The organism is Streptomyces sp. TE5632, assembly GCF_054061295.1.
On sequence record NZ_JBSSEA010000003.1, the window covers coordinates 5,975,516 to 5,997,125 of the forward strand.

The window sequence follows — 21,610 nt, forward strand, 5'->3', positions numbered from 1 at the left end:
CACCGGCCTCACTCGACCAGGACGACCTCCAGGGTGCGTGGGCCGTGGACGCCCTCCACCCGGTCGAGTTCGATGTCGCTGGTCGCCGACGGGCCGGAGATCCAGGTGAGCGGGCGGGCCGGGTCGAGGCGTTCGAGGGCGTACGGGACGGAGGGGACGACCTGGGCGGCGCGGACGACGCAGATGTGGTGGTCGGGGACGAGGGTGATACGGCGGCGGCCCTGGTCGGGCGAGCCGTCCAGCACGATCGTGCCGGTCTCGGCGACGGCGACCGCGCAGGCGGTGACCACGCTGTCGACCCGGTCCAGTTGGTGCGGGGTGCTCTCCGCCCGGTCCGCGACCCGCGCCACGCCGGTCCGCGCGAGCCAGACCTCGTCCAGCCCCGGCGGGACGAGGACCGACGACGCGCCGCGCGAGGACAGGAGTCCGGCGACGACCCCGGCCAGACCGGCGGCGTCGGTGCGGTGCACGATCGCCCGGTAGTCGGCCAGGTTCTCGGCGAGGAGGTCCAGCGTCTCCGCGACGGTCCGCCGCCCGTGCTCGCGCAGATACTCCCGGGCGACCGCCTGCTCGTACGGGGTGTGGTCCTCCGGCACGTCCGCGAGGGCGCGTCGCACCCGGCCCAGGATCCGGTCCCTGCTGCTCATTCGGCGGCTCCCTTCACGTCGTTCCCGCCCCGCGTACGCTGCCACCAGTCCCGGAACGGCTCGGCGGGGACCGGCGGAAGGTCCCGTGTCCCGCTCCACGCCCGGCCGGGACCCGGCAGGGTGCGCGGGTGGAGACGGCGGGTGCGGGAGGCGAGGCGCTGACCGGTGCGCAGCGCACCCGGATGCGTGAACGCCCAGCGCGCCGCGCGCATCGCCGCACGCTCGGCGGCGTGCCCCTTCGCGGGCTTGAGCACCACCTTGTTGCCGCCCCGGGTGACCTCGCCGCCCTCCACGACCCGTTCCCGCAGATGCACCAGCACCTCGGGGATGTCGATGGCGACCGGGCACACCTCGTAGCAGGCCCCGCACAGCGACGAGGCGTACGGCAGGGACGCGTCGATCTCGCTCGCGGTGCCCCGCAGCTGAGGGCTGAGGATGGCGCCGATCGGACCCGGATAGACGGAGCCGTAGGCGTGGCCGCCGGCCCGCTCGTAGACCGGGCAGACGTTGAGGCAGGCCGAGCAGCGGATGCAGCGCAGGGCCTGGCGGCCGACCTCGTCGGCGAGGGTGTCGGTGCGGCCGTTGTCCAGCAGCACGAGGTGGAAGGCGCGCGGGCCGTCCGCGTCGGTGGTGCCGGTCCACATGGACGTGTACGGGTTCATGCGCTCGGCGGTGGAGGAGCGGGGCAGGGTCTGCAGGAACACCTCCAGGTCCCGCCAGGTCGGCACGATCTTCTCGATGCCGACGACCGAGATCAGCGTCTCGGGCAGGGTCAGGCACATCCGTCCGTTGCCCTCGGACTCCACCACCACCAGCGTGCCGGTCTCGGCGACCATGAAGTTGGCGCCGGAGATGCCGACCTTGGCGCGCAGGAACTTCTCCCGCAGGTGCAGCCGCGCGGCTTCCGCGAGTTCGGCGGGCGTGTCCGTCAGGCCCTCGGGCGCGGGACGGCCCCATGCGCCCATCTCGGAGCGGAAGATGTCCCGGATCTCACCGCGGTTGCGGTGGATCGCCGGGACGAGGATGTGCGAGGGCCGGTCCCTGCCCAACTGCACGATCAGCTCGGCCAGATCGGTCTCGTAGGCGTGGATGCCCGCGGCCTCGAGGGCCTCGTTGAGCTCGATCTCCTGGGTGGCCATCGACTTGACCTTGACGACCTCCGACTCGCCCGTCTCCTTGACGAGTCCGGTCACGATCCGGTTGGCCTCGTCGGCGTCGGCGGCCCAGTGGACGGTGCCGCCCGCGGCGGTCACCGACTCCTCCAACCGCACGAGATAGTGGTCGAGGTGACGGAGCGTGTGGTCCTTGATCCGCTTGCCGGCCTCCCGCAGCTCCGCCCAGTCGGACACCTCCGCGACGGCCTTGGCCCGCTTGGCACGGATGGTGTGCGTGGCGTGCCGGAGATTGCCGCGCAGGGTGGTGTCGCGCACGGCCTCCCGGGCGGCGCTCGGAAACGCGGGAAAGCCGGGCATTCCGACGAACGTTCCACTCATACGGCCGGTTCCTCCTCCGTGCTCGCCAGGATCTCCGCGAGGTGCACCGGCCGCATGCCGGTGCGCAGCCTGGTCATCGTCCCTCCGATGTGCATCAGGCAGGAGTTGTCCGCCGCGCACAGCACCTCGGCGCCCGTCGACTCGGCGTTGCGGACCTTGTCGGCGCCCATCGCCGCGGAGACGTCGGGGTTCTTCAGCGCGAACGTGCCACCGAAGCCGCAGCACTCCTCCGCTCCCGGCAGCTCGACCAGCTCCAGCCCCCGCACGGCTTCCAGCAGGCGCCGGGGCCGCTCGCCGAGCCCCAGGGAGCGCAGCCCGTGGCAGGTGGGGTGGTAGGTCACCGTGTGCGGGTAGTAGGCGCCGACATCCGTCACACCCAGCACGTCCACCAGGAACTCCGTGAGTTCGTACGTCTTCGGCACCACGGGCGCCAGCGTGGCCGCGAGGGTGTCCCCGCGCCCCTGGGCACGGGCCCGCTCACCCATCCGCGGATACAGCTCCCGCACCATCGCCCCGCACGACCCGGACGGCGTCACGATCGCCTCGTAGTCCCGGAAGACGTCGGAGAAGTGCTCGGCGAGGGGTTCCGCCTCGTGCCGGTACCCGGTGTTGTAGTGCGCCTGCCCGCAACAGGTCTGCGCCATCGGGAAGTCGACCTCGACACCCAGCCTGGTCAGCAGTTTCACGACGGCGCGCCCGGTGTCCGGATACAGCGTGTCGTTGACGCAGGTCAGGAACAGGGCGACACGCATCGCGGCTCCTTGTGGATCGGTCATCGGGTGGATGCAGGGTAGTGCGCGGGCGCCGCGCGGGGGAGACCCCCGGTCAGCCCCGGGCGAGCCGGGCGCGAGCGGCCTCCCACCGCCGCGTTCCGCCGCGCGGTTCGTACCGCGTCAGCAGCTGGGTCCGGGTGAGCAGGCGCCGCATCCCGGCCAGGTCGCCGACCGGTCCGCGCACACCGGCCTGGACGAGGACGTTGCCCAGCGCGGCCGCCTCGGTCGGGCCGGCCACCACAGGCAGCCCGCAGGCGTCGGCGGTCAGTTGGCACAGCAGGGTGTTGCGGGTGCCGCCGCCCACGATGTGCACGACGTCGACCGACCGTCCCGCGAGCCGCTGGGCGTCCTCGACCGCGCCGCGGTGCGCGAGGGCGAGCGAGTCGAGGATGCAGCGGGTGATCTCGGCGGGGGAGCCGGGCACCGGCTGCCCCGAGGCACGGCAGGCCTCGGCGATCCGCTCCGGCATCCGCCCCGGCGCCAGGAACGCCGCGTCCCCGGCGTCCACCACGGACCGCAGCGCCGGCACCTTCGCCGCCTCCAGGAGCAGCGCCCCCAGGTCCGGATCACCCCAGGCCCGTACGCACTCCTGGAGCAGCCACAGGCCCATGATGTTGCGCAGGTACCGGACGGTGCCGTCCAGCCCCAGCTCGTTGGTGAAGTTTGCGGCGCGGCTCTCCTCGGTCAGGACCGGGGCGTCCAGTTCGAGACCGGCCAGCGACCAGGTGCCCGTGCAGATGTAGGCGAACCGCTCACCGGTGGCGGGCACGGCGGCCACCGCGGAGGCGGTGTCGTGCGAGCCGACCGCCGTCACCGGGACGGGTCCGGCCAGCCCGGTCTCCTCCAGTACCTCGGGGCGCAACTTCCCCGCCGGGTCTCCGGGTTGACGCAGCGGCGCGAACAGGGAGAGATCGATGCCCAGCCGCTCCGCGACCGCGTGGGACCAGTCGCGGGTGCGCGGGTCGATCAGCTGCGTGGTCGAGGCGTTGGTCAGCTCCGTGCCCTGCTCACCGGTGAGCCAGTACGTCAGCAGGTCCGGGATCAGCAACAGCCTTCTGGCCTGTGCCAGTTGGGTGGTGCCGCGGGCCGCCGTCAGCTGGTACAGGGTGTTGAACGGCGCGTACTGCAGACCGGTCGCCGCGTACAGCTCCTCGGCGGGCACGCTCGCCCGGACCTTCTCCGCGACCCCCTCCGTACGGCGGTCGCGGTAGTGCACCGGGTTGCCCAGCAGCGCCCCGTCCGCGTCGAGCAGGCCGTAGTCCACGGCCCAGCCGTCGATGCCGACGGACGACGGCCCGTCGCCCGCCGCCCGCAGCCCGTCCAGCACTCCGGCGTACAGCCCGAGGACGTCCCAGCGCAGCCCCTCGGGCACGCGCACGGGCCGGTTGGCGAAGCGGTGGACCTCGGTCAGCTCCAGGCTGTCGGGGCCGATGCGGCCGACCATGACACGCCCGCTGGACGCGCCGAGGTCGACCGCCGCGTACGGCCGCACGGCGGCGCTCATCGCAGGAACGCGGCGGCGACGCCGGCGTCGACCGGGACGTGCAGGCCCGTGGTGTGCGTGAGGTCCCCGCCGGTCAACGCGAAGACGGCGGCCGCGACATGCTCGGGCAGCACCTCCCGCTTCAGCAGCGTGCGCTGTGCGTAGAACTCGCCCAGCTTCTCCTCGGGCACCCCGTACACGGCCGCCCGCTGCGCGCCCCAGCCGCCGGCGAAGATGCCCGAGCCGCGCACCACACCGTCCGGGTTGACCCCGTTGACGCGGATGCCGTGCTCGCCCAACTCGGCGGCGAGGAGCCGTACCTGATGGGCCTGGTCGGCCTTGGTGGCCGAATAGGCGATGTTGTTCGGACCGGCGAACACGGCGTTCTTGGACGCGATGTAGACGATGTCCCCGCCCAGCCCCTGCGCGATCATCACCCGGGCCGCCTCACGGGAGACGAGGAAGGAACCGCGGGCCATGATGTCGTGCTGGAGGTCCCAGTCCTTCGCGGAGGTCTCCAGCAGGGGCTTGGAGATGGAGATCCCGGCGTTGTTCACCACCAGGTCGACTCCGCCGAAGGCGAGCACCGCCGCCCGGAAGGCCTCGGCGATCTGCTCCTCCGACGTGACGTCGACGGTCACGGCGACGGCCTTGTCGGATCCGCCCAACTCCTCAGCCACCGCAGCCGCGTTGTCCCCGTTCAGGTCCGCCACGACGACACAGGCGCCCTCGGCCGCCAGCCGCCGCGCGATCGCCTTCCCGATGCCGCTGCCGGCGCCGGTCACCAGCGCCACCCGGGTGGCGAGCGGCTTCGGCTTCGGCATCCGCCGCAACTTGGCCTCCTCCAGGGCCCAGTACTCGATGCGGAACTTCTCCGACTCCTCGATCGGCGCGTAGGTGGAGACCGCTTCGGCGCCGCGCATCACGTTGATCGCGTTGACGTAGAACTCGCCGGCCACGCGCGCGGTCTGCCTGTCCTTGCCGAAGCTGAACATGCCCACGCCGGGGACCAGCACGATCGCCGGGTCGGCCCCGCGCATGGCGGGGGAGTCGGGCAGGGCGTGGCGCTCGTAGTAGGCGGCGTACTCCTCGCGGTAGGCGGCGTGCAGTTCCGCCAGCCGGGCCACGGCCTCGTCCAGGGGGGCCGCCGGGGGCAGATCGAGGACGAGCGGCCGGACCTTGGTGCGCAGGAAGTGGTCGGGACAGGAGGTGCCCAGCGCGGCCAGCCGCGGGTGCTCGGCACGGGCCAGGAAGTCCAGTACGGTCCCGGAATCGTCGAAGTGCCCGACCTGCGGCCGGTCCTGCGAGGCGACGGCACGGACGTACGGCGCGAGGGCGGCGGCCCGCTCCCGTCGCTCCCCCTCGGGCAGGGCCTCGTACCCGTCGAGCACCGGCCCGAACGGCTCCGGCCCGCCACGCTCGGCGAGGAACCGTTCGGCGGTGCGGATGATGTGCAGCGAGTTGCGCTCGCACTCCTCGGAGGAGTCGCCCCACGCGGTGATCCCGTGGCCGCCGAGCACGCATCCGACGGCCCGCGGGTTGGCCTCCTTCACGGCGGCGATGTCCAGCCCGAGCTGGAAACCGGGGCGCCGCCACGGCACCCATACGACGGTGTCGCCGAAGCACTCGGCGGTCAGCTTCTCCCCGTCGGCGGCGCAGGCGAGCGCGATCCCGGAGTCGGGATGCAGATGGTCCACGTGCGGGGCCTTCACCAGTCCGTGCATCGCGGTGTCGATGGAGGGAGCCGCACCGCCCTTGCCGTGCAGGCAGTAGTCGAACGCGGCGACCATCTCGTCCTCGCGCTCGACCCCGGGGTAGACGTCGGTGAGCGCCCGCAGCCGGTCCAGCCGCAGCACGGCCAGCCCTTCCGCGGTCAGCGTCCCGAGATCCCCGCCGGACCCCTTGACCCACATCAGCTCCACCTCACCCCCGGTGACGGGATCGGTTCCCGTGCCCTTGGCGGAGGTGTTCCCGCCGGCGTAGTTGGTGTTCCGCGGATCGGCACCGAGCCGATGCGAACGGGCGAGGAGGGCGGCGGCTTCGGGATGGGTAGACATGAGCCTCAGTCCTTGTCCAGGAGACGTGGGGGAAGCGCGCCCCTCCAGGGGCGCGGGGCAGTTTCCATGTGCGGCTACCGCCGCGTGGGCGCGATCAGCCGCACACGGCCCGCAGCCCGCAAAACAACAGAACCCGGCAGACGCCTACGCCCCCCACCCCGCCTGCTCCCCGCCAACCCGCTCAGCGACAACCTTCTCCGCCCACCCGGACTGGCGATAGGCGGAAACAGGGTCGGGGTCCAACCCCATCTCCTCCCGCACCTCACACAGCAGCGGCCGCACATCCGTGTTGTACGCGTCCATCAACACGGCGTTGGCGCCGAGCACATCGCCGGATGCCTGCGCATCGGCCAACGCCGACCGGTCGACGAGGAGAGCCTTCGCCGTGGCCTCCTGGACGTTCATGACGGAACGAATGATCGCCGGGATCTTCGCCTCGATGTTGTGGCACTGGTCGAGCATGAACGCGGTCTCGGAAGTGAACCCGCCCCCGCGCACCACCTCGTACATGATCCGGAACAGCTGGAAGGGGTCGGCGGCGCCCGCCATCAGGTCGTCGTCGGCGTAGAAGCGCGAGTTGAAGTCGAACCCGCCGAGCTTTTGCTCCCGCAGCAGCGTCGCGACGATGAACTCGATGTTGGTCCCGGGCGCGTGGTGCCCCGTGTCCACCACGACCTGTGCCTTCGGCCCGAGCTTCACGCAGTGCGCGTACGCGGTACCCCAGTCCGGGACGTCCGTCGTGTAGAACGCCGGCTCGAAGAACTTGTACTCCAGCAGCATCCGCTGGCCCTCGCCGAGCCGCTCGTAGACCTCCGCGAGCCCCTCGGCGAGCCGGTCCTGCCGGGCACGGATGTCGTCCTGGCCCGGGTAGTTCGTACCGTCGGCGAACCACAGCTTCAGGTCCTTCGACCCGGTCGCGTCCATGATGTCGACGCACTCCAGCAGATGGTCCACGGCCTTGCGGCGCACCGACGGCTGTGGATGGCAGATGCTGCCGAGCCGGTAGTCGTCGTCCTGGAAGGTGTTGGAGTTGATCGTGCCGAGCCGCACACCGCGGTCCTCGGCGTGCTCGGCCAGCGCGGTGTAGTCGTCGACCTTGTCCCACGGGATGTGCAGCGCCACCAAGGGTGCGGCCCCCGTGAACTCGTGCACCTTGGCCGCGTCGTCCAGCTTCTCCTGCGGGGTGCGGGGCACGCCCTGCTGCGCGAACACCTTGAAGCGGGTCCCCGAGTTGCCGTACGCCCACGACGGCGTCTCGACGACCTGTGTCTTGAGAGCGGCCTTCGCCGCGGCGAGCTCGGTCACGTCAGGGCTCCTGTGACATCGGGTCGTATCGACCACTGAGTGAAACGATTCAGGACGGGAAGCTATGGGGCCTCCGCAGGGGTGTCAACCCCTGCGGCCGAGACCGTGATCCGTGACCAGGGTGTGACCTGAAGCTGTCGAAACTTTTTCGACCGGGACCCATTGACGTGACATGCGCCGCGCGCCTAACGTCCCGGCAACCCAGTTGAAACCTTTCACGACGTCGCCAGGGCCGTCCCGCCGACGTCGTCGAGGAGCCCTCATGACCCACCCGTCCGACACGGGTTTGGCCCCGGTTCTCGCACTGAGGGGCATCTCCAAGTCCTTCGGCGCGGTCCGCGCGCTGCGGGACGTCTCCCTGGAACTGTTCCCCGGCGAGGTGCACGCCCTCGCCGGGGAGAACGGTGCCGGAAAGTCGACCCTCATCAAGACGCTCGCCGGAGTGCACCGGCCGGACACCGGCCAGGTGCTGCTCGACGGCGAGCCCGTCGTCTTCCACGGTCCGGGCGACGCCCGCGACGCCGGAATCGCCGTGATCTACCAGGAGCCCACGCTCTTCCCCGACCTGTCGATCGCCGAGAACATCTACATGGGCCGGCAGCCCCGGCGTGCGCTCGGCCGGATCGACCACAAGGCCACCCGCACCGCGACCGCCGCCCTCATGCGGCGGCTCGGCGTCGAACTCGACCCCGGCCGGCCGGCCCGCGGCCTGTCCATCGCCGACCAGCAGATCGTCGAGATCGCCAAGGCGCTCTCCTTCGACGCCCGCGTCCTGATCATGGACGAGCCGACCGCCGCCCTCACCGGCAGCGAGGTCGCCCGCCTCTTCGGCGTCGTGCGCACCCTGCGCGAACAGGGCGCGGCGGTCCTGTTCATCTCCCACCGGCTGGAGGAGATCTTCGAGATCTGCGGGCGGGTCACCACCCTGCGCGACGGCGCCCGCATCGCCAGTGAGCCGCTGGACGGCATGACCGAGGACGACCTGGTGCGCCGCATGGTCGGCCGCGACCTCGAGGAGCTGTACCCCAAGCAGGAGGTGCGCCCCGGCGAGATCGCCCTGAGTGTGCGCCGGCTGACTCGCGAGGGGGTCTTCACCGACGTCTCCTTCGACGTGCGGCGCGGCGAGATCGTCGGCCTCGCCGGGCTCGTCGGCGCCGGGCGCACCGAGGTGGCCCGCGCCGTGTTCGGCGTCGACCGCTGGGACGCCGGCGAGGTCGAGGTCGACGGACGGGCGCTCACCAACGGCGCTCCGTCCACCGCCATGGCCGCGGGCCTCGCCCTGGTCCCCGAGGACCGGCGCGCCCAGGGACTGGTGATGAACATGTCCATCGAGCGCAACATCGGTCTCACCGGACTCCGTACGACGGTCCGGGCCGGCCTGATGGACCGGGGCGCCGAACGCGACCGCTCCCTGGACTGGGCGGTCAGACTGCACGTCAAGTACGCCCGGATCGCCGACACCGTCAACACCCTCTCCGGCGGCAACCAGCAGAAGGTCGTCCTCGCCAAGTGGCTCGCCACCGGCCCCAAGGTGCTGATCGTGGACGAACCCACCCGCGGCATCGACGTCGGCACCAAGGCCGAGGTGCACCGTCTGCTGTCCCAACTGGCCGCCGACGGCGTCGCCGTGCTGATGATCTCCTCCGACCTGCCCGAGATCCTCGGCATGGCCGACCGCGTGCTGGTGATGCACGAGGGCCGGCTCACCGCCGAGATCCCCCGTACCGACGCCACCGAGGAAACCGTGATGGCCGCAGCCACGGGGAGGGCCGCGTGACGGTCGTCAGCCCCGATCCCGCCCCCGTCGCCGAGGTGCCCAGGTCGAGCGGCACCCGGCTGGTCGACCGCGTGTTCAAGATGCGCGAACTCGCCATCCTGCTCGTCTTCCTGGTGATGATCGCCGTCACCCAGGCCGGCAACAGCGAGTTCCTGTCCGAACAGGGCATCAAGGACCTGCTGCTGAACGCGACCATCCTGGTCCTGGTCGCCACCGGCCAGGCCCTCGTCGTCATCACGCGCAACGTCGACCTGTCCGTCGGTTCCACGCTCGGCATCAGCGCCTTCGCCGCCGGCATCCACCTCCAGGGCGGCGGAAACCCGGTCGTCGCCGTCGCCCTCGCCGTCCTGCTCGGCATCGGTTTCGGACTGCTCAACGGACTGCTCGTCAGCCTCGGCCAGGTGCCCGCCCTCGTCGTCACCCTCGGCACGCTCTACATCATCCGCGGCATCGACTCCGTCTGGGTCGGCTCCCGCCAGATCACCGCCGCCGATCTCCCCGGCGGATTCGTCGACTTCGGATCCGGCGGCATCTCGGCGGTGCCCTACCTGGCGCTCATCGCCCTCGCGGTGCTCGTGGCGACGGCGTACTACCTGAAGCACTTCGGCAGCGGACGCGAGCTGTACGCGCTCGGCTCCAACCCCGAGGCCGCCCGGCTGGCCGGCATCCCCGTGCGCAAGCGGATCCTCGCCGCGTACACCTTCTGCGGCGCCCTCGCCGGACTCGCGGGCGCCCTGTACCTGGCCCGGTTCGGCAACGTCGACTCCGGCACCGGCAGCGGTTACGAACTCACCGTCGTCAGCGCCGTCGTGGTCGGCGGCGTGGTCTTCACCGGCGGCTCCGGCAGCGTCTACGGCGCGGCGCTCGGCGCGCTGCTGCTGACCTCCGTCAACAGTGTGCTGCCCGCCCTCGGCGTCAGCTCCGTGTGGGTGCTCGCCATCAACGGCATCCTGCTCATCCTCGCCATCGCGGTCGACCGGATCGTCGCGCTGCGCGTGGCCACCGCCCTGAAGAAGAGGAACGCCCGCCATGGCTGACTCCGCTCTCGCGCGCGCCGTCCGCCGGTCCCCGTCCGTGCGGTGGGACACGGTCGTGGGCGCCCTGCTCGTCGTGGTCCTGCTGCTGTCCTTCGCGACCGTCGACGGCTTCGGCAACGCGCTCAACCTGTCCTTCCTGATCGGCAACACCCTGCCGATCGCACTGATCGCCCTGCCCATGACCCTGCTCGTCGTCTCCGGTGAGATCGACCTCTCCGTCGCCTCCACCGCCGGCCTGTCCGGCGCGGTGATGGGCGCCCTGTGGAACCAGGGCCTGGCCATCGAGACGATCATCCCGATCTGCCTGCTCATCGGTGTGGTCTGCGGACTGGTCAACGGTCTGCTCGTGACCCGGCTCGGGCTGCCCTCCCTCGCCGTCACCATCGGCACCCTCGCCGCCTACCGCGGCATCGCGCAGATCGTGCTCGGCTCCGACGCGGTGACCGACTTCCCCGCGCAGTACCTGGACTTCGCCGCCGGACGCATCGGCGACACCTTCGTCCCGTACGCCTTCCTGCCGTTCCTGGTGCTGCTCGCGATCGCCGTGGTCGCGCTGCACGCCACCCCGTTCGGGCGGTCGCTGTTCGCCATCGGTGCCAGTGAGGAGGCCGCCCGGTTCGCCGGCATCCGGGTCAGGCGGCAGAAGCTGATCCTGTTCACACTGACCGGCCTGATGGCCTCCCTCACCGGAGTCTTCTGGGCCCTGCACTACGCCAGCGCCCGCTACGACAACGCCACCGGCCTCGAACTCTCCGTCGTCGCCGCCGTGTTGCTCGGCGGCATCGACTTCGACGGCGGCAAGGGCACCCTCGGCGGCGCGATCGCGGGCGTCTTCCTGCTCGGCGCGCTGCAGAACGTGATGAGCCTCGTCAACGTCTCCGCCCAGTCGCAGATCGTCGTCACCGGCGTCCTGCTCGTCGTCTCCGTGCTCGGCCCGCGCGTGGCACGGCAGCTCTCCGCCGCTCGCGCCGGACGCCGGGCGGCATCCGCCCCGCCACCGGTGTCCAGGACACCGACTCCGGCCCCGTGAATCCCCCTCGCCCGTCTCGCCCGTAAGGAATCCACCATGCGCAAGACTTCCCTCCGCCGGACCTGCGCGGCCCTCGCCGCCGTCACCTCCCTCGCCCTGGCCGCCACCGCCTGCGGCGGCACCACCAAGGACGACGTCAAGAACGAGGGCGGCGGCCAGGCCGCCACGGCCGGCAAGGCCGACCCGAACGCGCCGACCAAGAAGGGCCTGACCGTCGGCTTCCTCCCCAAGCAGGTCAACAACCCCTACTTCACCACCGCCGACAAGGGCGGCGAGAAGGCCGTGAAGGAACTGGGCTCCACCTACAAGGAGGTCGGCCCCTCCAGCGCCACCGACACCGCCGGCCAGGTCTCCTACGTCAACACGCTCACCCAGCAGCAGGTCGACGCCATGGCCGTCTCCGCGCAGGACCCCGGCGCGCTGTGCACCGCGCTCAAGCAGGCCATGAAGAACGGCATCAAGGTCGTCACCTACGACTCCGACACCACCGCCGACTGCCGCAACGCCTTCGTCTCGCAGGCCAGCGGCGAGGACCTGGGCCGCACCGAGGTGCAACTGCTCGCCGAACAGATCGACTACAAGGGCGAGATCGCGATCCTGTCCGCCGCGCAGACCGCCACGAACCAGAACGCCTGGATCGAGTTCATGAAGGACGAACTCAAGGACCCCAAGTACAAGGACATCAAGCTGGTCAAGGTCGCCTACGGCAACGACGACGCCCAGCAGTCCTTCCAGCAGACCCAGGGACTGCTCCAGGAGCACCCGAACCTGAAGGGGATCATCTCCCCGACCACCGTCGGCATCAAGGCCGCCGCCCAGTACCTCTCCGGCTCCAAGTACAAGGGCAAGGTCAAGCTGACCGGTCTCGGCACCCCCAACGACATGCGCAAGTACGTCAAGAACGGCACCGTCGAGGCGTTCGAGCTCTGGGACCCGGCGAAGCTCGGCGAACTCGCCGCACGCACCGCCGTCGCCCTGGCCTCCGGCCAGATCACCGGCAAGGAGGGCGAGACCTTCACGGCCGGCGCGATGGGCGAGTACACCATCGGCAAGGACGGCGTGATCAACCTCGGCAAGCCCACCGTCTTCACCGCCGAGAACATCGACCAGTTCGACTTCTGAGCATCAACGAGTAGGGAAGGAGCGGTACTTCATGCAGCGCGTCTGTTTCCTGCTCAAGGTCCGCCAGGACAAGCTCGCCGAGTACCGCGAACGCCATGCCGCCGTGTGGCCCGAGATGCGCGAGGCGCTCTCGGTCACCGGCTGGCACAACTACTCGCTCTTCCTGCGCGACGACGGCCTCCTCGTCGGCTACCTCGAGACGGAGGACTTCGAGGCCGCCAAGGCCGGCATGGAGGCCACCGAGGTCAACGCCCGCTGGCAGACCGAGATGGCCCCCTTCTTCGAATCCCTCGACGGTGCCCGCCCCGACGAGGCGATGCGACCGCTCACCGAAGTTTTCCACCTCGCCTGAGAACGGAGCCCCGGGACGAGACGACGCACCCTGCCGGCCGCACGCGTTCACCGGTCACGTCCCCGGCCGCTCCGGTCTCTTCGGCCGGTGCACCACGAACCAGGTCGCCGGCTTCCGGCCGCTCGCCCGGCCCCACCCGACGGCAACCGCTCCCGGGGCGGCCGTGCCGGTAATGTGAAGGTCCACCCGCCGCCCCACGTCTCCTCGGAGGTTTCAGCCCGATGGCCCAGTCGGTGGGTATCAAGGACGTCGCCCGCGTCGCCGGAGTCTCCGTCGGCACGGTCTCCAATGTGATCAACCGCCCGGACACGGTCGCCGTCGAGACCCGGGCACGGGTGCTGTCCGCCATAGACCGGCTGGGCTACGTCCGCAGCGAGTCGGCACGGCAACTGCGTGCGGGCCGCAGCCGGATCATGGGCCTGCTCGTCCTCGACATGGGCAACCCCTTCTTCGTCGACGTGGCGCGCGGCGCCGAGCGCGCCGCGCGTGCTGCCGGACTCGGCGTGATGGTCTGCAACAGCGACCAGAACGCGGGCGAGGAGGCCGAGTACCTCTCCCTGTTCGCCGAGCAGCGGGTGCGGGGCGTGCTGCTCACCCCGGCCGACGCCACCGGCCGCAACATCGAGGCCTTCCGCCGGCACGGCATCCCCTTCGTGCTGGTCGACCGGGTCGCCGAGGGCACCACCGAGTGCTCCGTCTCCGTGGACGACGTGGCGGGCGGCGCGCTGGCCGTGCGCCACCTCGTCGACGCGGGACACCGGTCCCTCGCCTACGTCAGCGGGCCGCCCGGCCTGAACCAGGTCCGGGACCGGCGCACCGGCGCCCTGAACGCCCTCGCCGAGGCCGGACTCGGCCCGGAGCGACTGCGCGAGCTGCCCACCGACCGCCTCGACGTCGCCGCCGGACGGGACGCGGGCGCCAGGCTGCTCGGCCTCGCCGACCGCCCCACCGCCGTGTTCTGCGCCAACGACCTGCTCGCCCTCGGCGTGCTCCAGGCCATGTACGCGGCCGGCGTCGGCGTCCCGGACGACCTGGCGATCGTGGGCTACGACGACATCGAGTTCGCCGCCGCCGCGGCCGTCCCCCTCACCTCGGTACGGCAGCCCGCCGTCACCATGGGCGCCCTGGCGGCGGAGCTGCTGCTGGAGGAGACGGAGACCGGGACCGCGGCCGCGCCCCACGAGCACCGGAGGGTCGTCCTGCGCCCGGAACTCGTGGTCCGGCGTTCCAGCCTGTCGGCACGTTGACCGATGCACGGAAAGATGAGGCGGGAGCGGAAAGAATTGTGTGATCCCGGGCTCGAAGGCCGGACGAACATGTGTTGAACTGGGTCGCGATCCGACAATTCGTTCGTCCCGGGAGTCCCGTTGACCGTCAGCTACCGCCAGCCCGGCGTCGTCCTCACCGACCGCCGCTTCACCGTGCCCCTCGATCACGACGCCCCCTCCGGGGAGACGATCGAGCTGTACGCGCGTGAGGTCGTCGCCGCGGACAAGGCCGGCCGGGACCTGCCGTGGCTGATCTACCTCCAGGGCGGCCCCGGCTTCGGAGCGAACCGTTTCATCGGGCAGCAGGCATGGCTCGGCCGGGCCCTGAAGGACTACCGCGTCCTGCTGCTCGACCAGCGCGGCACCGGCGGCTCCACCCCCGCCAACCGGCAAACGCTCCCGCTGCGCGGCGGCCCCGCCGAGCAGGCCGACTACCTGGCCCGTTTCCGCGCCGACTCCATCGTCCGCGACTGCGAGGCGATCCGCCCCGAGGTCACCGGCGGCGCCCCCTGGACCGTCCTCGGCCAGAGCTTCGGCGGCTTCTGCACGGTCGCCTACCTGTCCACCGCCCCCGAGGGCCTGGACACCGCTCTCATCACCGGCGGACTGCCCTCCCTGGACGCCCGCCCCGAGGACGTCTACCGGGCCGCCTACCCGCGCATCGAGCGCAAGGTCGCCGCCCATTACGCCCGCTACCCGCAGGACGTCGAGCGCGCCCGCCGGATCGCCGACCACCTCCTCACCCACGAGGTCGTCCTCCCCAACGGCTACCGGCTCACCGTCGAGGCGTTCCAGTCCCTCGGCATCCTCCTCGGCAGCGGAGACGGCAGCCACCGACTGCACTACCTCCTCGAGGACGCCTTCGTCCGCACCCCGGCGGGCCCCGCGCTCTCCGACGCGTTCCAGGAGCAGGTGCAGGGCCTGCTGTCGTACGCGGGGCACCCGCTCTACGCGCTCATCCACGAGTCGATCTACGGCCAGGACGGCCGGGCCACCGACTGGTCGGCCGAGCGGGTGCGGGCCGAGTTCCCGCAGTTCGACGCGGCGAAGGCGCTCGCGGGCGACGGGCCGCTGCTGTTCACCGGCGAGACCGTCCACCCCTGGGTGTTCGACTGCGACCCCGCGCTGCGCCCGCTGCGCGAGACCGCCGAACTGCTCGCCGCCCGCACCGACTGGACGCCCCTGTACGACCCGGCCCGCCTCGCCGTCAACGAGGTCCCGGTCGCGGCGGCCGTCTACCACGACGACATGTACGTCGACACGGAGCACTCCCTGCGCACCGCGCGGGCGATCCGCGGCCTGCGCACCTGGGTCACCGACGAGTTCGAGCACGACGGCGTGCGAGCGGGCGGCCCCCGCGTGCTGGACCGGCTGCTGGCGCTGGCCCGGGGCGAGGTGTGAGCGCGGGGTGAGGCGTGACCCCGGTGCTCCGTGTGGGCCCCGGGGGTGTTGTCGGTGGTACGGGTTAGTCTGCGGACATGACCGAGGTGACGTTCACTCAACTCGAGCCCATGCCCGGCGACTGGCAGCGCGCGCTGGCCGTGGTCGCCCACCCCGACGATCTCGAGTACGGCTGCGCCGCCGCGATCGCGACCTGGACCGACGCCGGCCGTGAGGTCGCCTATGTGCTGGCGACCCGCGGCGAGGCGGGCATCGACACCCTGGAGCCCGCCGAGGCCGGCCCGATCCGGGAGCGGGAGCAGAGGGCGAGCGCGGCCGTGGTCGGCGTGTCGACCGTGGAGTTCCTGGACCACCGGGACGGCGTCATCGAGTACGGCACCGCTCTGCGCCGGGACATCGCCGCCGCCATTCGCCGCCACCGTCCAGAACTGCTGATCACCCTGAACCACCGGGAGACCTGGGGCGAGACGTTCTGGAACACCCCGGACCACGTGGCGGTCGGCCGCGCGGTGCTCGACGCGGCCGGAGACGCCGGCAACCGGTGGATCTTCCCGGAACTGACCGAGCAGGGCCTCGAACCCTGGAACGGTGTCCGCTGGGTCGCCGTGGCAGGCTCCAGCATGCCCACCCACGCCGTGGACGCGGCCGCCGGCCGGGAGCGGGCGGTGCGCTCCCTGCTCGAACACCGCACCTACCTGGAGGCGTTGACCGACGAGGATCCCGAGGCGTATGTACGCGGCTTCCTGACGGGGGACGCCCGGGAGTCGGGCAAGCGGTTCGGGGGCCGGCCGGCGGTCACCTTCGAACTGTTCCCCCGGTGACGGGTGGCGGCGTGGACGACGGAAACGCCGGGGGCGAGACGGACGAGAAGGGTGCCGAGAAGGGCACGTCAGCCCCGGACGCGCTGGCCGGGCGCTTCGAGGCGCACCGCGGACACCTCAAGGCGGTCGCCTACCGGATGCTCGGCTCGCAGACCGAGGCGGACGACGCGGTCCAGGAGACCTGGCTGAGGCTGAGCCGGACGGAGGACGCCGCCGCCATCGGCAACCTCGGCGGCTGGCTGACCACCGTGACCGGCCGGATCTGCCTGGACCTGCTGCGCTCCCGCGCCGCCCGCCGCGAACAGCCCATCGACGAGACCTTCGTCCCGGACCCGGTGGTCAGGCCCGTCGCACCGGCCGACCCGGAACAGGAGGCGCTGCGGGCCGACTCCGTCGGTGTGGCCCTGCTGGTGGTGCTCGAGCACCTGGAACCCGACGAACGCCTCGCGTTCGTGCTGCACGACATGTTCGCCGTGCCCTTCGACGACATCGCCCCGGTGGTGGAGCGCAGTCCGGCCGCCACCCGGCAGCTCGCCAGCCGCGCCCGCCGCCGGGTGCGGGACGCCGCCCCGTCGTCCGAGCCCGACCTCGGCCGGCAGAAGCAGGTGCTCGACGCCTTCATGGCGGCGGCGCGCGGCGGTGACTTCGAGGCGCTCGTCGCCGTCCTGCACCCGGAGGTGACCCTCAGGGCGGACGCGGGCGCCCTGGTCCGGGGCGCCGCGGGGTCGAAGGCCCTCCAGGGCGCGCGGACGGTGGCCGAGTCGGCGCTGATGTTCGCCCGGCACACCGCGGCGGCGCGCCAGGTCATGGTCAACGACTCGCTGGGCCTCATCAGCGTCGTCGACGGCATACCCCGGTCGGTCATGGCCGTCACCATCACCGACGGCCGTATCACCGGCATGTACATCCTGGCCGACCCGGAGCGGCTCGAACGACTGGAGGTGCCCGGTCTCGGAGGGTGACCGCCGCACCGGCACCGATCTCTCGTTCCGTATGCTGAACGGCATGCCAGAGGAGAAGACCGGCCTGCCGGACCTGCGCGGCGACTGCGGGGAGTGTTTCGGGCTGTGCTGTGTCGCTCTGCCGTTCACCGCGTCCGCCGACTTCGCGATGGACAAGCAGGCCGGCAGGCCCTGCCGGAACCTGCGTGCGGACCACCGCTGCGGCATCCACGCGCGGCTGCGGCAGGAGGGATTCAGCGGCTGCACGGTCTACGACTGCTTCGGCGCCGGTCAGAAGGTCTCACAGATCACCTTCGGCGGACAGGACTGGCGCACCGGGCCGCCGGAGCGGGCCCGCCGCATGTTCGACGTGTTCCCGGTCGTCCGGCAGCTGCACGAACTGCTCTGGTACCTGACCGAGGCGCTCACCCTGACCGCGGCGCGTCCGGTCCACGCCGAGCTGCGCCGGGCGCTGGAGAAGACCGAGCGGCTCACCCGCGGGACCCCTGACGAACTGGGCGCGTTGGACGTGGGCGCCCACCGGCAGGACGTCAACGTGCTGCTGCTGAGGACGAGCGAACTGGCGCGGGCCGGGGCTCGCGGGCGCAGGAAGGACCGCCGGGGCGCGGATCTGATGGGTGCCCGTCTCCAGGGGGCCGATCTGCGCGGGGTCAGTCTGCGGGGCGCCTACCTCATCGCCGCCGACCTCACCGGCGCCGACCTGCGGGACGCGGACCTGATCGGCGCCGACCTGCGCGACACCGACCTCACGGACGCCGATCTGACCGGCGCGTTCTTCCTCACCCAGCCCCAGCTGAACGCGGCCCGGGGAAGCGCCGGCACCAGAGTGCCCGGGTCACTCACCCGACCCGCGCACTGGACAGCGGTGCGCTGACGGCGCGCCGGCGGGTCCGGGCGCCCCGGACACGTCGGACACCCCGGCGGCCTCGGCCCCGGCCGGCCGTGCCGTCCGCCGCTCCGGGCGCAGCCGCAGTCCCTCCGGCATCAGTGTGAGCCGCTCGGTCACGCGCAGCCGGTAGTCCGGATCGGGCCGCAGCTCGTAGCGGCGCAGCAGCAGTCCGAGCACCAGCGTCGCCTCGTGCAGCGCGAACTGCCGCCCGATGCAGGCCCGCGCCCCGGTGCCGAACGGCTTGAAGGTGTGCGGGGGCCGGGACCGTACGGCCGGTGCGTCGAACCGGCCCGGGTCGAACCGCTCGGCGTCGGGTCCCCACACCCCGGGGTCCCGGTGCAGCATCGGGGTCAGCACCAGCGTCCACGCTCCCCGCCGCATCGGGTGCTCCCCGGCCAGCACCGTGTCCGCGCGGGCCTCCCGGGCGAAGGCGGGCGCGGTGGGCCACAGCCGCAGCGACTCGTCGAGCACCCGGCGGACGTACCGCAGTCTGGCCACCTGCTCGTAGCCCGGAACGGCCGCGGAGCCCCAGACACGGTCCACCTCGGCGCGGGCCCGGGCCGCGACGTCGGGGTGCCGGGAGAGATGGTGCAGGGCGAAGGAGAGTGCGCCCGAGGTGGTCTCGTGACCGGCGATCAGGAAGGTGATGACCTGACGGCGGACGTTCTCCGGCGACAGCCGCTCGCCGGACTCGGGGTGCGCGGTGTCCAGCATCCGGTCGAGCAGATCGCCCTCCCCGCCGCCGTCCGCGCGCCGGGTCCGCACCACGTCGTCGACGATGCGGTTGAGACGGGCGATGTCGGCGGCGTTGCGCCGGCTCGCGCTCCGCAGCAGCAGCGGGGCCAGCGGCGTGGGCACGGAGTTCCGCCGCTGCGCGTAGGCGAGCGTGCCGACCATCGCGGTGACGAAGGGATGCGGACGGGACCGTTCGAACGAACCGAAGTCGTGCCCGAACCCGGTGCGCGCGATCGTCTCCAGCGTCAGCCTGGTCATGTCGCCGGGCACGTCCACGGTCCGGCCCGCACCTGCCGCGCGGTCCCAGTGGTCGGTCAGCCGCTCCGCCACGGCCAGCATCATCGTGTGATAGCGCGCCATGGCCTCGCGGTTGAACCCGGGGGCGAGCACGTCATGGGCGAGCTGCCAGTTGGGTTCGTGGTTGTACGCGGTGAACAGGCCGTCGCCCGCGACCGGCCGCAGATTGGCCACGCCCAGCCCCACGTGCTTGGCGAAGCGCGCCTCGTCGGCCAGATCGGCCACCAGGTCCGCGCCCCACACGAACACGAACTCCTTGCCGAAGGCGTTCCGCCGGAAGATCGGCCCCAGCCGGCGGGCGTGGCGCATCGAGTCCTGCAGGGGAGTGCGCCGGTTCGAGCCGAGGACGTCCCCGAGGAGGGGGACCCGGTGGGGAGGGCGGGGGATGCGGTGCAGTTCGGGCCAGCCCCGCTCGGCGCTGCGAAACCCCTTCGGCAGTCCGGTCGGTGTCGTCGTTTCCGCCATGCGGTCTCCTTCGATCCGGCGAGCGCCTGCGACGCGGCGTGGCGCGGCGCGGCGCGGCGCGTGGTCCGGGGGACGGTGCGGTGCGCCGTGAAGTTCGGGAAGCGCGAGACGTGTTGTACGCGGGTTCAATAGGGCGTCCCAGTCTGGTCCGGCGGTTGAACCGGCGTCAAGTAAGGTGCGGGGATGGCCGCGAACGAGGGCGAGGGCGGGCGCACGCGCCGCCGGCTCAGTACCGGGGAGCGTCGCGAGCAGCTTCTGTCGGTCGGGGCGCGGCTGTTCTCGGAGAGTCCGTACGACGACGTGTGGATCGAGCAGGTGGCCGAGATCGCCGGGGTCTCGCGCGGGCTGCTGTACCACTACTTCCCCACCAAGCGGGACTTCTTCGCGGCGGTCGTCGAGCGCGAGAGCGAGCGGATGCTGCGCATGACGGCGGCGGTGCCCGGCGCCCCGGTGCGCGGGCAGCTCGCCTCGGGACTCGACACCTACCTGGAGTACGTCCAGGAGCACGCGCACGGCTACCGGGCCTTCCACCGTGCCGACGCGGCGGGGGACCAGGCGGTACGCCGGGTCTACCGGCGCGCTCTGGCCGCGCAGGAGCGGCAGATTCTTCAGGCGCTTGCGGGGGACGCCGAGTTCGGTCCACTGCTGAGGCGGCGGCCGGACACCCGTCTGGCCGTGCGCGGCTGGCTGGCCTTCACCACGGCCGTGTGCCTGGAGTGGCTGCGCGGTTCCGAGTTGAGCCGCGAAGAAGTGCGCGATCTGTGTGCCCGCGCGCTGCTCGGTGTTCTCACGTTCTGAGAAGGTGCCGAAAGGTCTCGCACAGGTCACGCCGCCTGGTTGGCGTGCGCCCCGATCTTCGCTAGGTTAGGCAAGGCTTACCTAAGAGGAGGTTCGAGGATGGGTGACGACACGCACGTCTGGACGGCCGAGCCCGGCGCGGCGGAACGGGCCCGCTCCGTGCTCGCCGCCGCATGGTCCTGCGCGGTGACCGCGGAGGGCTTCCGGGAGGAGTTCGTAGGTGCGCACGGTGTGGGCGACGACGGCCGTGTCCTGCTGGAGGTGCCCGAGGAGAGCGCGCTGCTCACCGCCGCGATCTGCGCGCCCCGCGGCGAACCGTCCGCCGTGCTGGAGTTCGCCGACGTCGCACCCGTTCCGGTGCGGAAGAGGATCCGTGCCAGGCTGTGGCTCGCGGGCCGGTTCACCGTCGAGGACGGCCGGCTCGCCTTCCGGGCCACGCGTGTGGTGCTGCGGCAGGCGACCGGAGCAGTCGTCGTCGACCCGGACGAGTTCGCCGCGGCGCGCCCCGACCCGCTCGCCACCGCCGAGGCCCGGCTGCTGACCCACCTCGCCGACTGCCACGGCGACGCGGTCGAACGGCTCACCCGTCTGGTCGACCCGGGCAGCCTGCACGGCGCGGTCCGCGTGCAGCCGCTCGCCGTCGACCGGCACGGACTCACGCTGCGCATCGAACGCGTCCGCACCGGCGGCGACGTACGGCTGCCGTTCCACCGGCCCGCCGACGACCTCGGCCAGCTCACCGAGCGTATGCACGTACTCCTCTCCCAGGCGGGCACGGTCTCCTGCCCCCGCCCGCTGCAACGACAGCGCGCCGACGGGGACGGCTAGGGGATGTCCGGCGAATCGGGGAGCAGGAAATCGACGGTGCCTCATCAGCGCGGGTGAGCGGGGGTGATGG

At 71.9% G+C, this 21,610-nt stretch carries 19 protein-coding genes; 12 read left to right on the forward strand and 7 right to left on the reverse strand.

Features of this window, described 5'->3' with window-relative positions; all coding sequences use genetic code 11:
* Positions 1-8 precede the first annotated feature (8 nt).
* The 6 genes from ACVW19_RS32515 to rhaI all read right to left on the reverse strand — a co-directional run bounded on the left by ACVW19_RS32515 (position 9) and on the right by rhaI (position 7,758).
* Positions 9-647 carry a LutC/YkgG family protein gene (locus ACVW19_RS32515; RefSeq protein ID WP_457464017.1) on the reverse strand — a complete coding sequence of 213 codons (639 nt, stop codon included), beginning with the start codon at positions 645-647 and terminating at the stop codon, positions 9-11.
* Positions 644-2,140, reverse strand: a complete 1,497-nt coding sequence (locus ACVW19_RS32520) for a LutB/LldF family L-lactate oxidation iron-sulfur protein (RefSeq protein WP_457464019.1) — start codon at positions 2,138-2,140, stop codon at positions 644-646. The genes ACVW19_RS32515 and ACVW19_RS32520 overlap by 4 nt, the downstream gene beginning before the upstream one ends.
* Positions 2,137-2,892 carry a (Fe-S)-binding protein gene (locus tag ACVW19_RS32525; protein ID WP_457464021.1) on the reverse strand — a complete coding sequence of 252 codons (756 nt, stop codon included), beginning with the start codon at positions 2,890-2,892 and terminating at the stop codon, positions 2,137-2,139. The genes ACVW19_RS32520 and ACVW19_RS32525 overlap by 4 nt, the downstream gene beginning before the upstream one ends.
* Before the next feature lie 73 nt (positions 2,893-2,965).
* The gene (locus ACVW19_RS32530; protein WP_457464022.1) at positions 2,966-4,417 is read right to left on the reverse strand and encodes a rhamnulokinase; all 1,452 of its coding nucleotides are present in this window, start codon (positions 4,415-4,417) and stop codon (positions 2,966-2,968) included.
* Entirely contained in the window at positions 4,414-6,453 is a 2,040-nt protein-coding gene (locus tag ACVW19_RS32535) for a bifunctional aldolase/short-chain dehydrogenase (RefSeq protein ID WP_457464024.1), read from the reverse strand. Before ACVW19_RS32535 ends, ACVW19_RS32530 begins: the two co-directional genes overlap by 4 nt.
* A 144-nt stretch (positions 6,454-6,597) precedes the next feature.
* On the reverse strand, positions 6,598-7,758 hold the full coding sequence (rhaI, locus tag ACVW19_RS32540) for an L-rhamnose isomerase (protein ID WP_457464026.1): 1,161 nt from the start codon (positions 7,756-7,758) through the stop codon (positions 6,598-6,600).
* 262 nt (positions 7,759-8,020) lie between these two features.
* Between rhaI and ACVW19_RS32545 the strand changes: the two genes are divergently transcribed.
* From ACVW19_RS32545 to ACVW19_RS32590, 10 genes are all read left to right on the forward strand, one after another.
* Positions 8,021-9,535, forward strand: a complete 1,515-nt coding sequence (locus tag ACVW19_RS32545; RefSeq protein ID WP_457464028.1) for a sugar ABC transporter ATP-binding protein — start codon at positions 8,021-8,023, stop codon at positions 9,533-9,535.
* Entirely contained in the window at positions 9,532-10,572 is a 1,041-nt protein-coding gene (locus ACVW19_RS32550; RefSeq protein WP_457464030.1) for an ABC transporter permease, read from the forward strand. The genes ACVW19_RS32545 and ACVW19_RS32550 overlap by 4 nt, the downstream gene beginning before the upstream one ends.
* Positions 10,565-11,602: an ABC transporter permease gene (locus ACVW19_RS32555; RefSeq protein ID WP_457464031.1), complete on the forward strand. Its 1,038-nt coding sequence runs from the start codon at positions 10,565-10,567 to the stop codon at positions 11,600-11,602. The genes ACVW19_RS32550 and ACVW19_RS32555 overlap by 8 nt, the downstream gene beginning before the upstream one ends.
* Before the next feature lie 36 nt (positions 11,603-11,638).
* A complete protein-coding gene (gene rhaS, locus ACVW19_RS32560; RefSeq protein WP_457464033.1) occupies positions 11,639-12,724 on the forward strand; it encodes a rhamnose ABC transporter substrate-binding protein in 1,086 nt (361 codons plus the stop codon).
* Positions 12,725-12,755: 31 nt separating this feature from the next.
* Positions 12,756-13,076 (forward strand): L-rhamnose mutarotase, encoded by a 321-nt coding sequence (locus tag ACVW19_RS32565; RefSeq protein ID WP_457464035.1) that lies wholly within the window; start codon positions 12,756-12,758, stop codon positions 13,074-13,076.
* A gap of 221 nt (positions 13,077-13,297) precedes the next feature.
* Positions 13,298-14,323: a LacI family DNA-binding transcriptional regulator gene (locus tag ACVW19_RS32570; RefSeq protein ID WP_457464036.1), complete on the forward strand. Its 1,026-nt coding sequence runs from the start codon at positions 13,298-13,300 to the stop codon at positions 14,321-14,323.
* A 120-nt stretch (positions 14,324-14,443) separates the two neighbouring features.
* Entirely contained in the window at positions 14,444-15,745 is a 1,302-nt protein-coding gene (locus ACVW19_RS32575; protein WP_457464038.1) for an alpha/beta fold hydrolase, read from the forward strand.
* 77 nt (positions 15,746-15,822) lie between these two features.
* Positions 15,823-16,566, forward strand: coding sequence for a PIG-L deacetylase family protein (locus ACVW19_RS32580; protein WP_457464040.1), 744 nt, complete (start codon positions 15,823-15,825; stop codon positions 16,564-16,566).
* Positions 16,567-16,649: 83 nt separating this feature from the next.
* On the forward strand, positions 16,650-17,528 hold the full coding sequence (locus tag ACVW19_RS32585) for a sigma-70 family RNA polymerase sigma factor (protein ID WP_457464888.1): 879 nt from the start codon (positions 16,650-16,652) through the stop codon (positions 17,526-17,528).
* Between the two features lie 43 nt (positions 17,529-17,571).
* A complete protein-coding gene (locus ACVW19_RS32590; protein ID WP_457464042.1) occupies positions 17,572-18,402 on the forward strand; it encodes a pentapeptide repeat-containing protein in 831 nt (276 codons plus the stop codon).
* Here ACVW19_RS32590 and ACVW19_RS32595 read toward each other — a convergent pair.
* Complete coding sequence (locus tag ACVW19_RS32595) at positions 18,364-19,914, reverse strand: cytochrome P450 (protein ID WP_457464044.1); 1,551 nt, start codon at positions 19,912-19,914, stop codon at positions 18,364-18,366. The two genes, ACVW19_RS32590 and ACVW19_RS32595, sit on opposite strands and share 39 nt — an antisense overlap.
* Positions 19,915-20,097: 183 nt before the next feature.
* Between ACVW19_RS32595 and ACVW19_RS32600 the strand changes: the two genes are divergently transcribed.
* Positions 20,098-20,712: a TetR/AcrR family transcriptional regulator gene (locus ACVW19_RS32600; RefSeq protein WP_457464046.1), complete on the forward strand. Its 615-nt coding sequence runs from the start codon at positions 20,098-20,100 to the stop codon at positions 20,710-20,712.
* 99 nt (positions 20,713-20,811) lie between these two features.
* Entirely contained in the window at positions 20,812-21,540 is a 729-nt protein-coding gene (locus tag ACVW19_RS32605; protein ID WP_457464047.1) for a DUF2470 domain-containing protein, read from the forward strand.
* Positions 21,541-21,610: the final 70 nt, after the last annotated feature.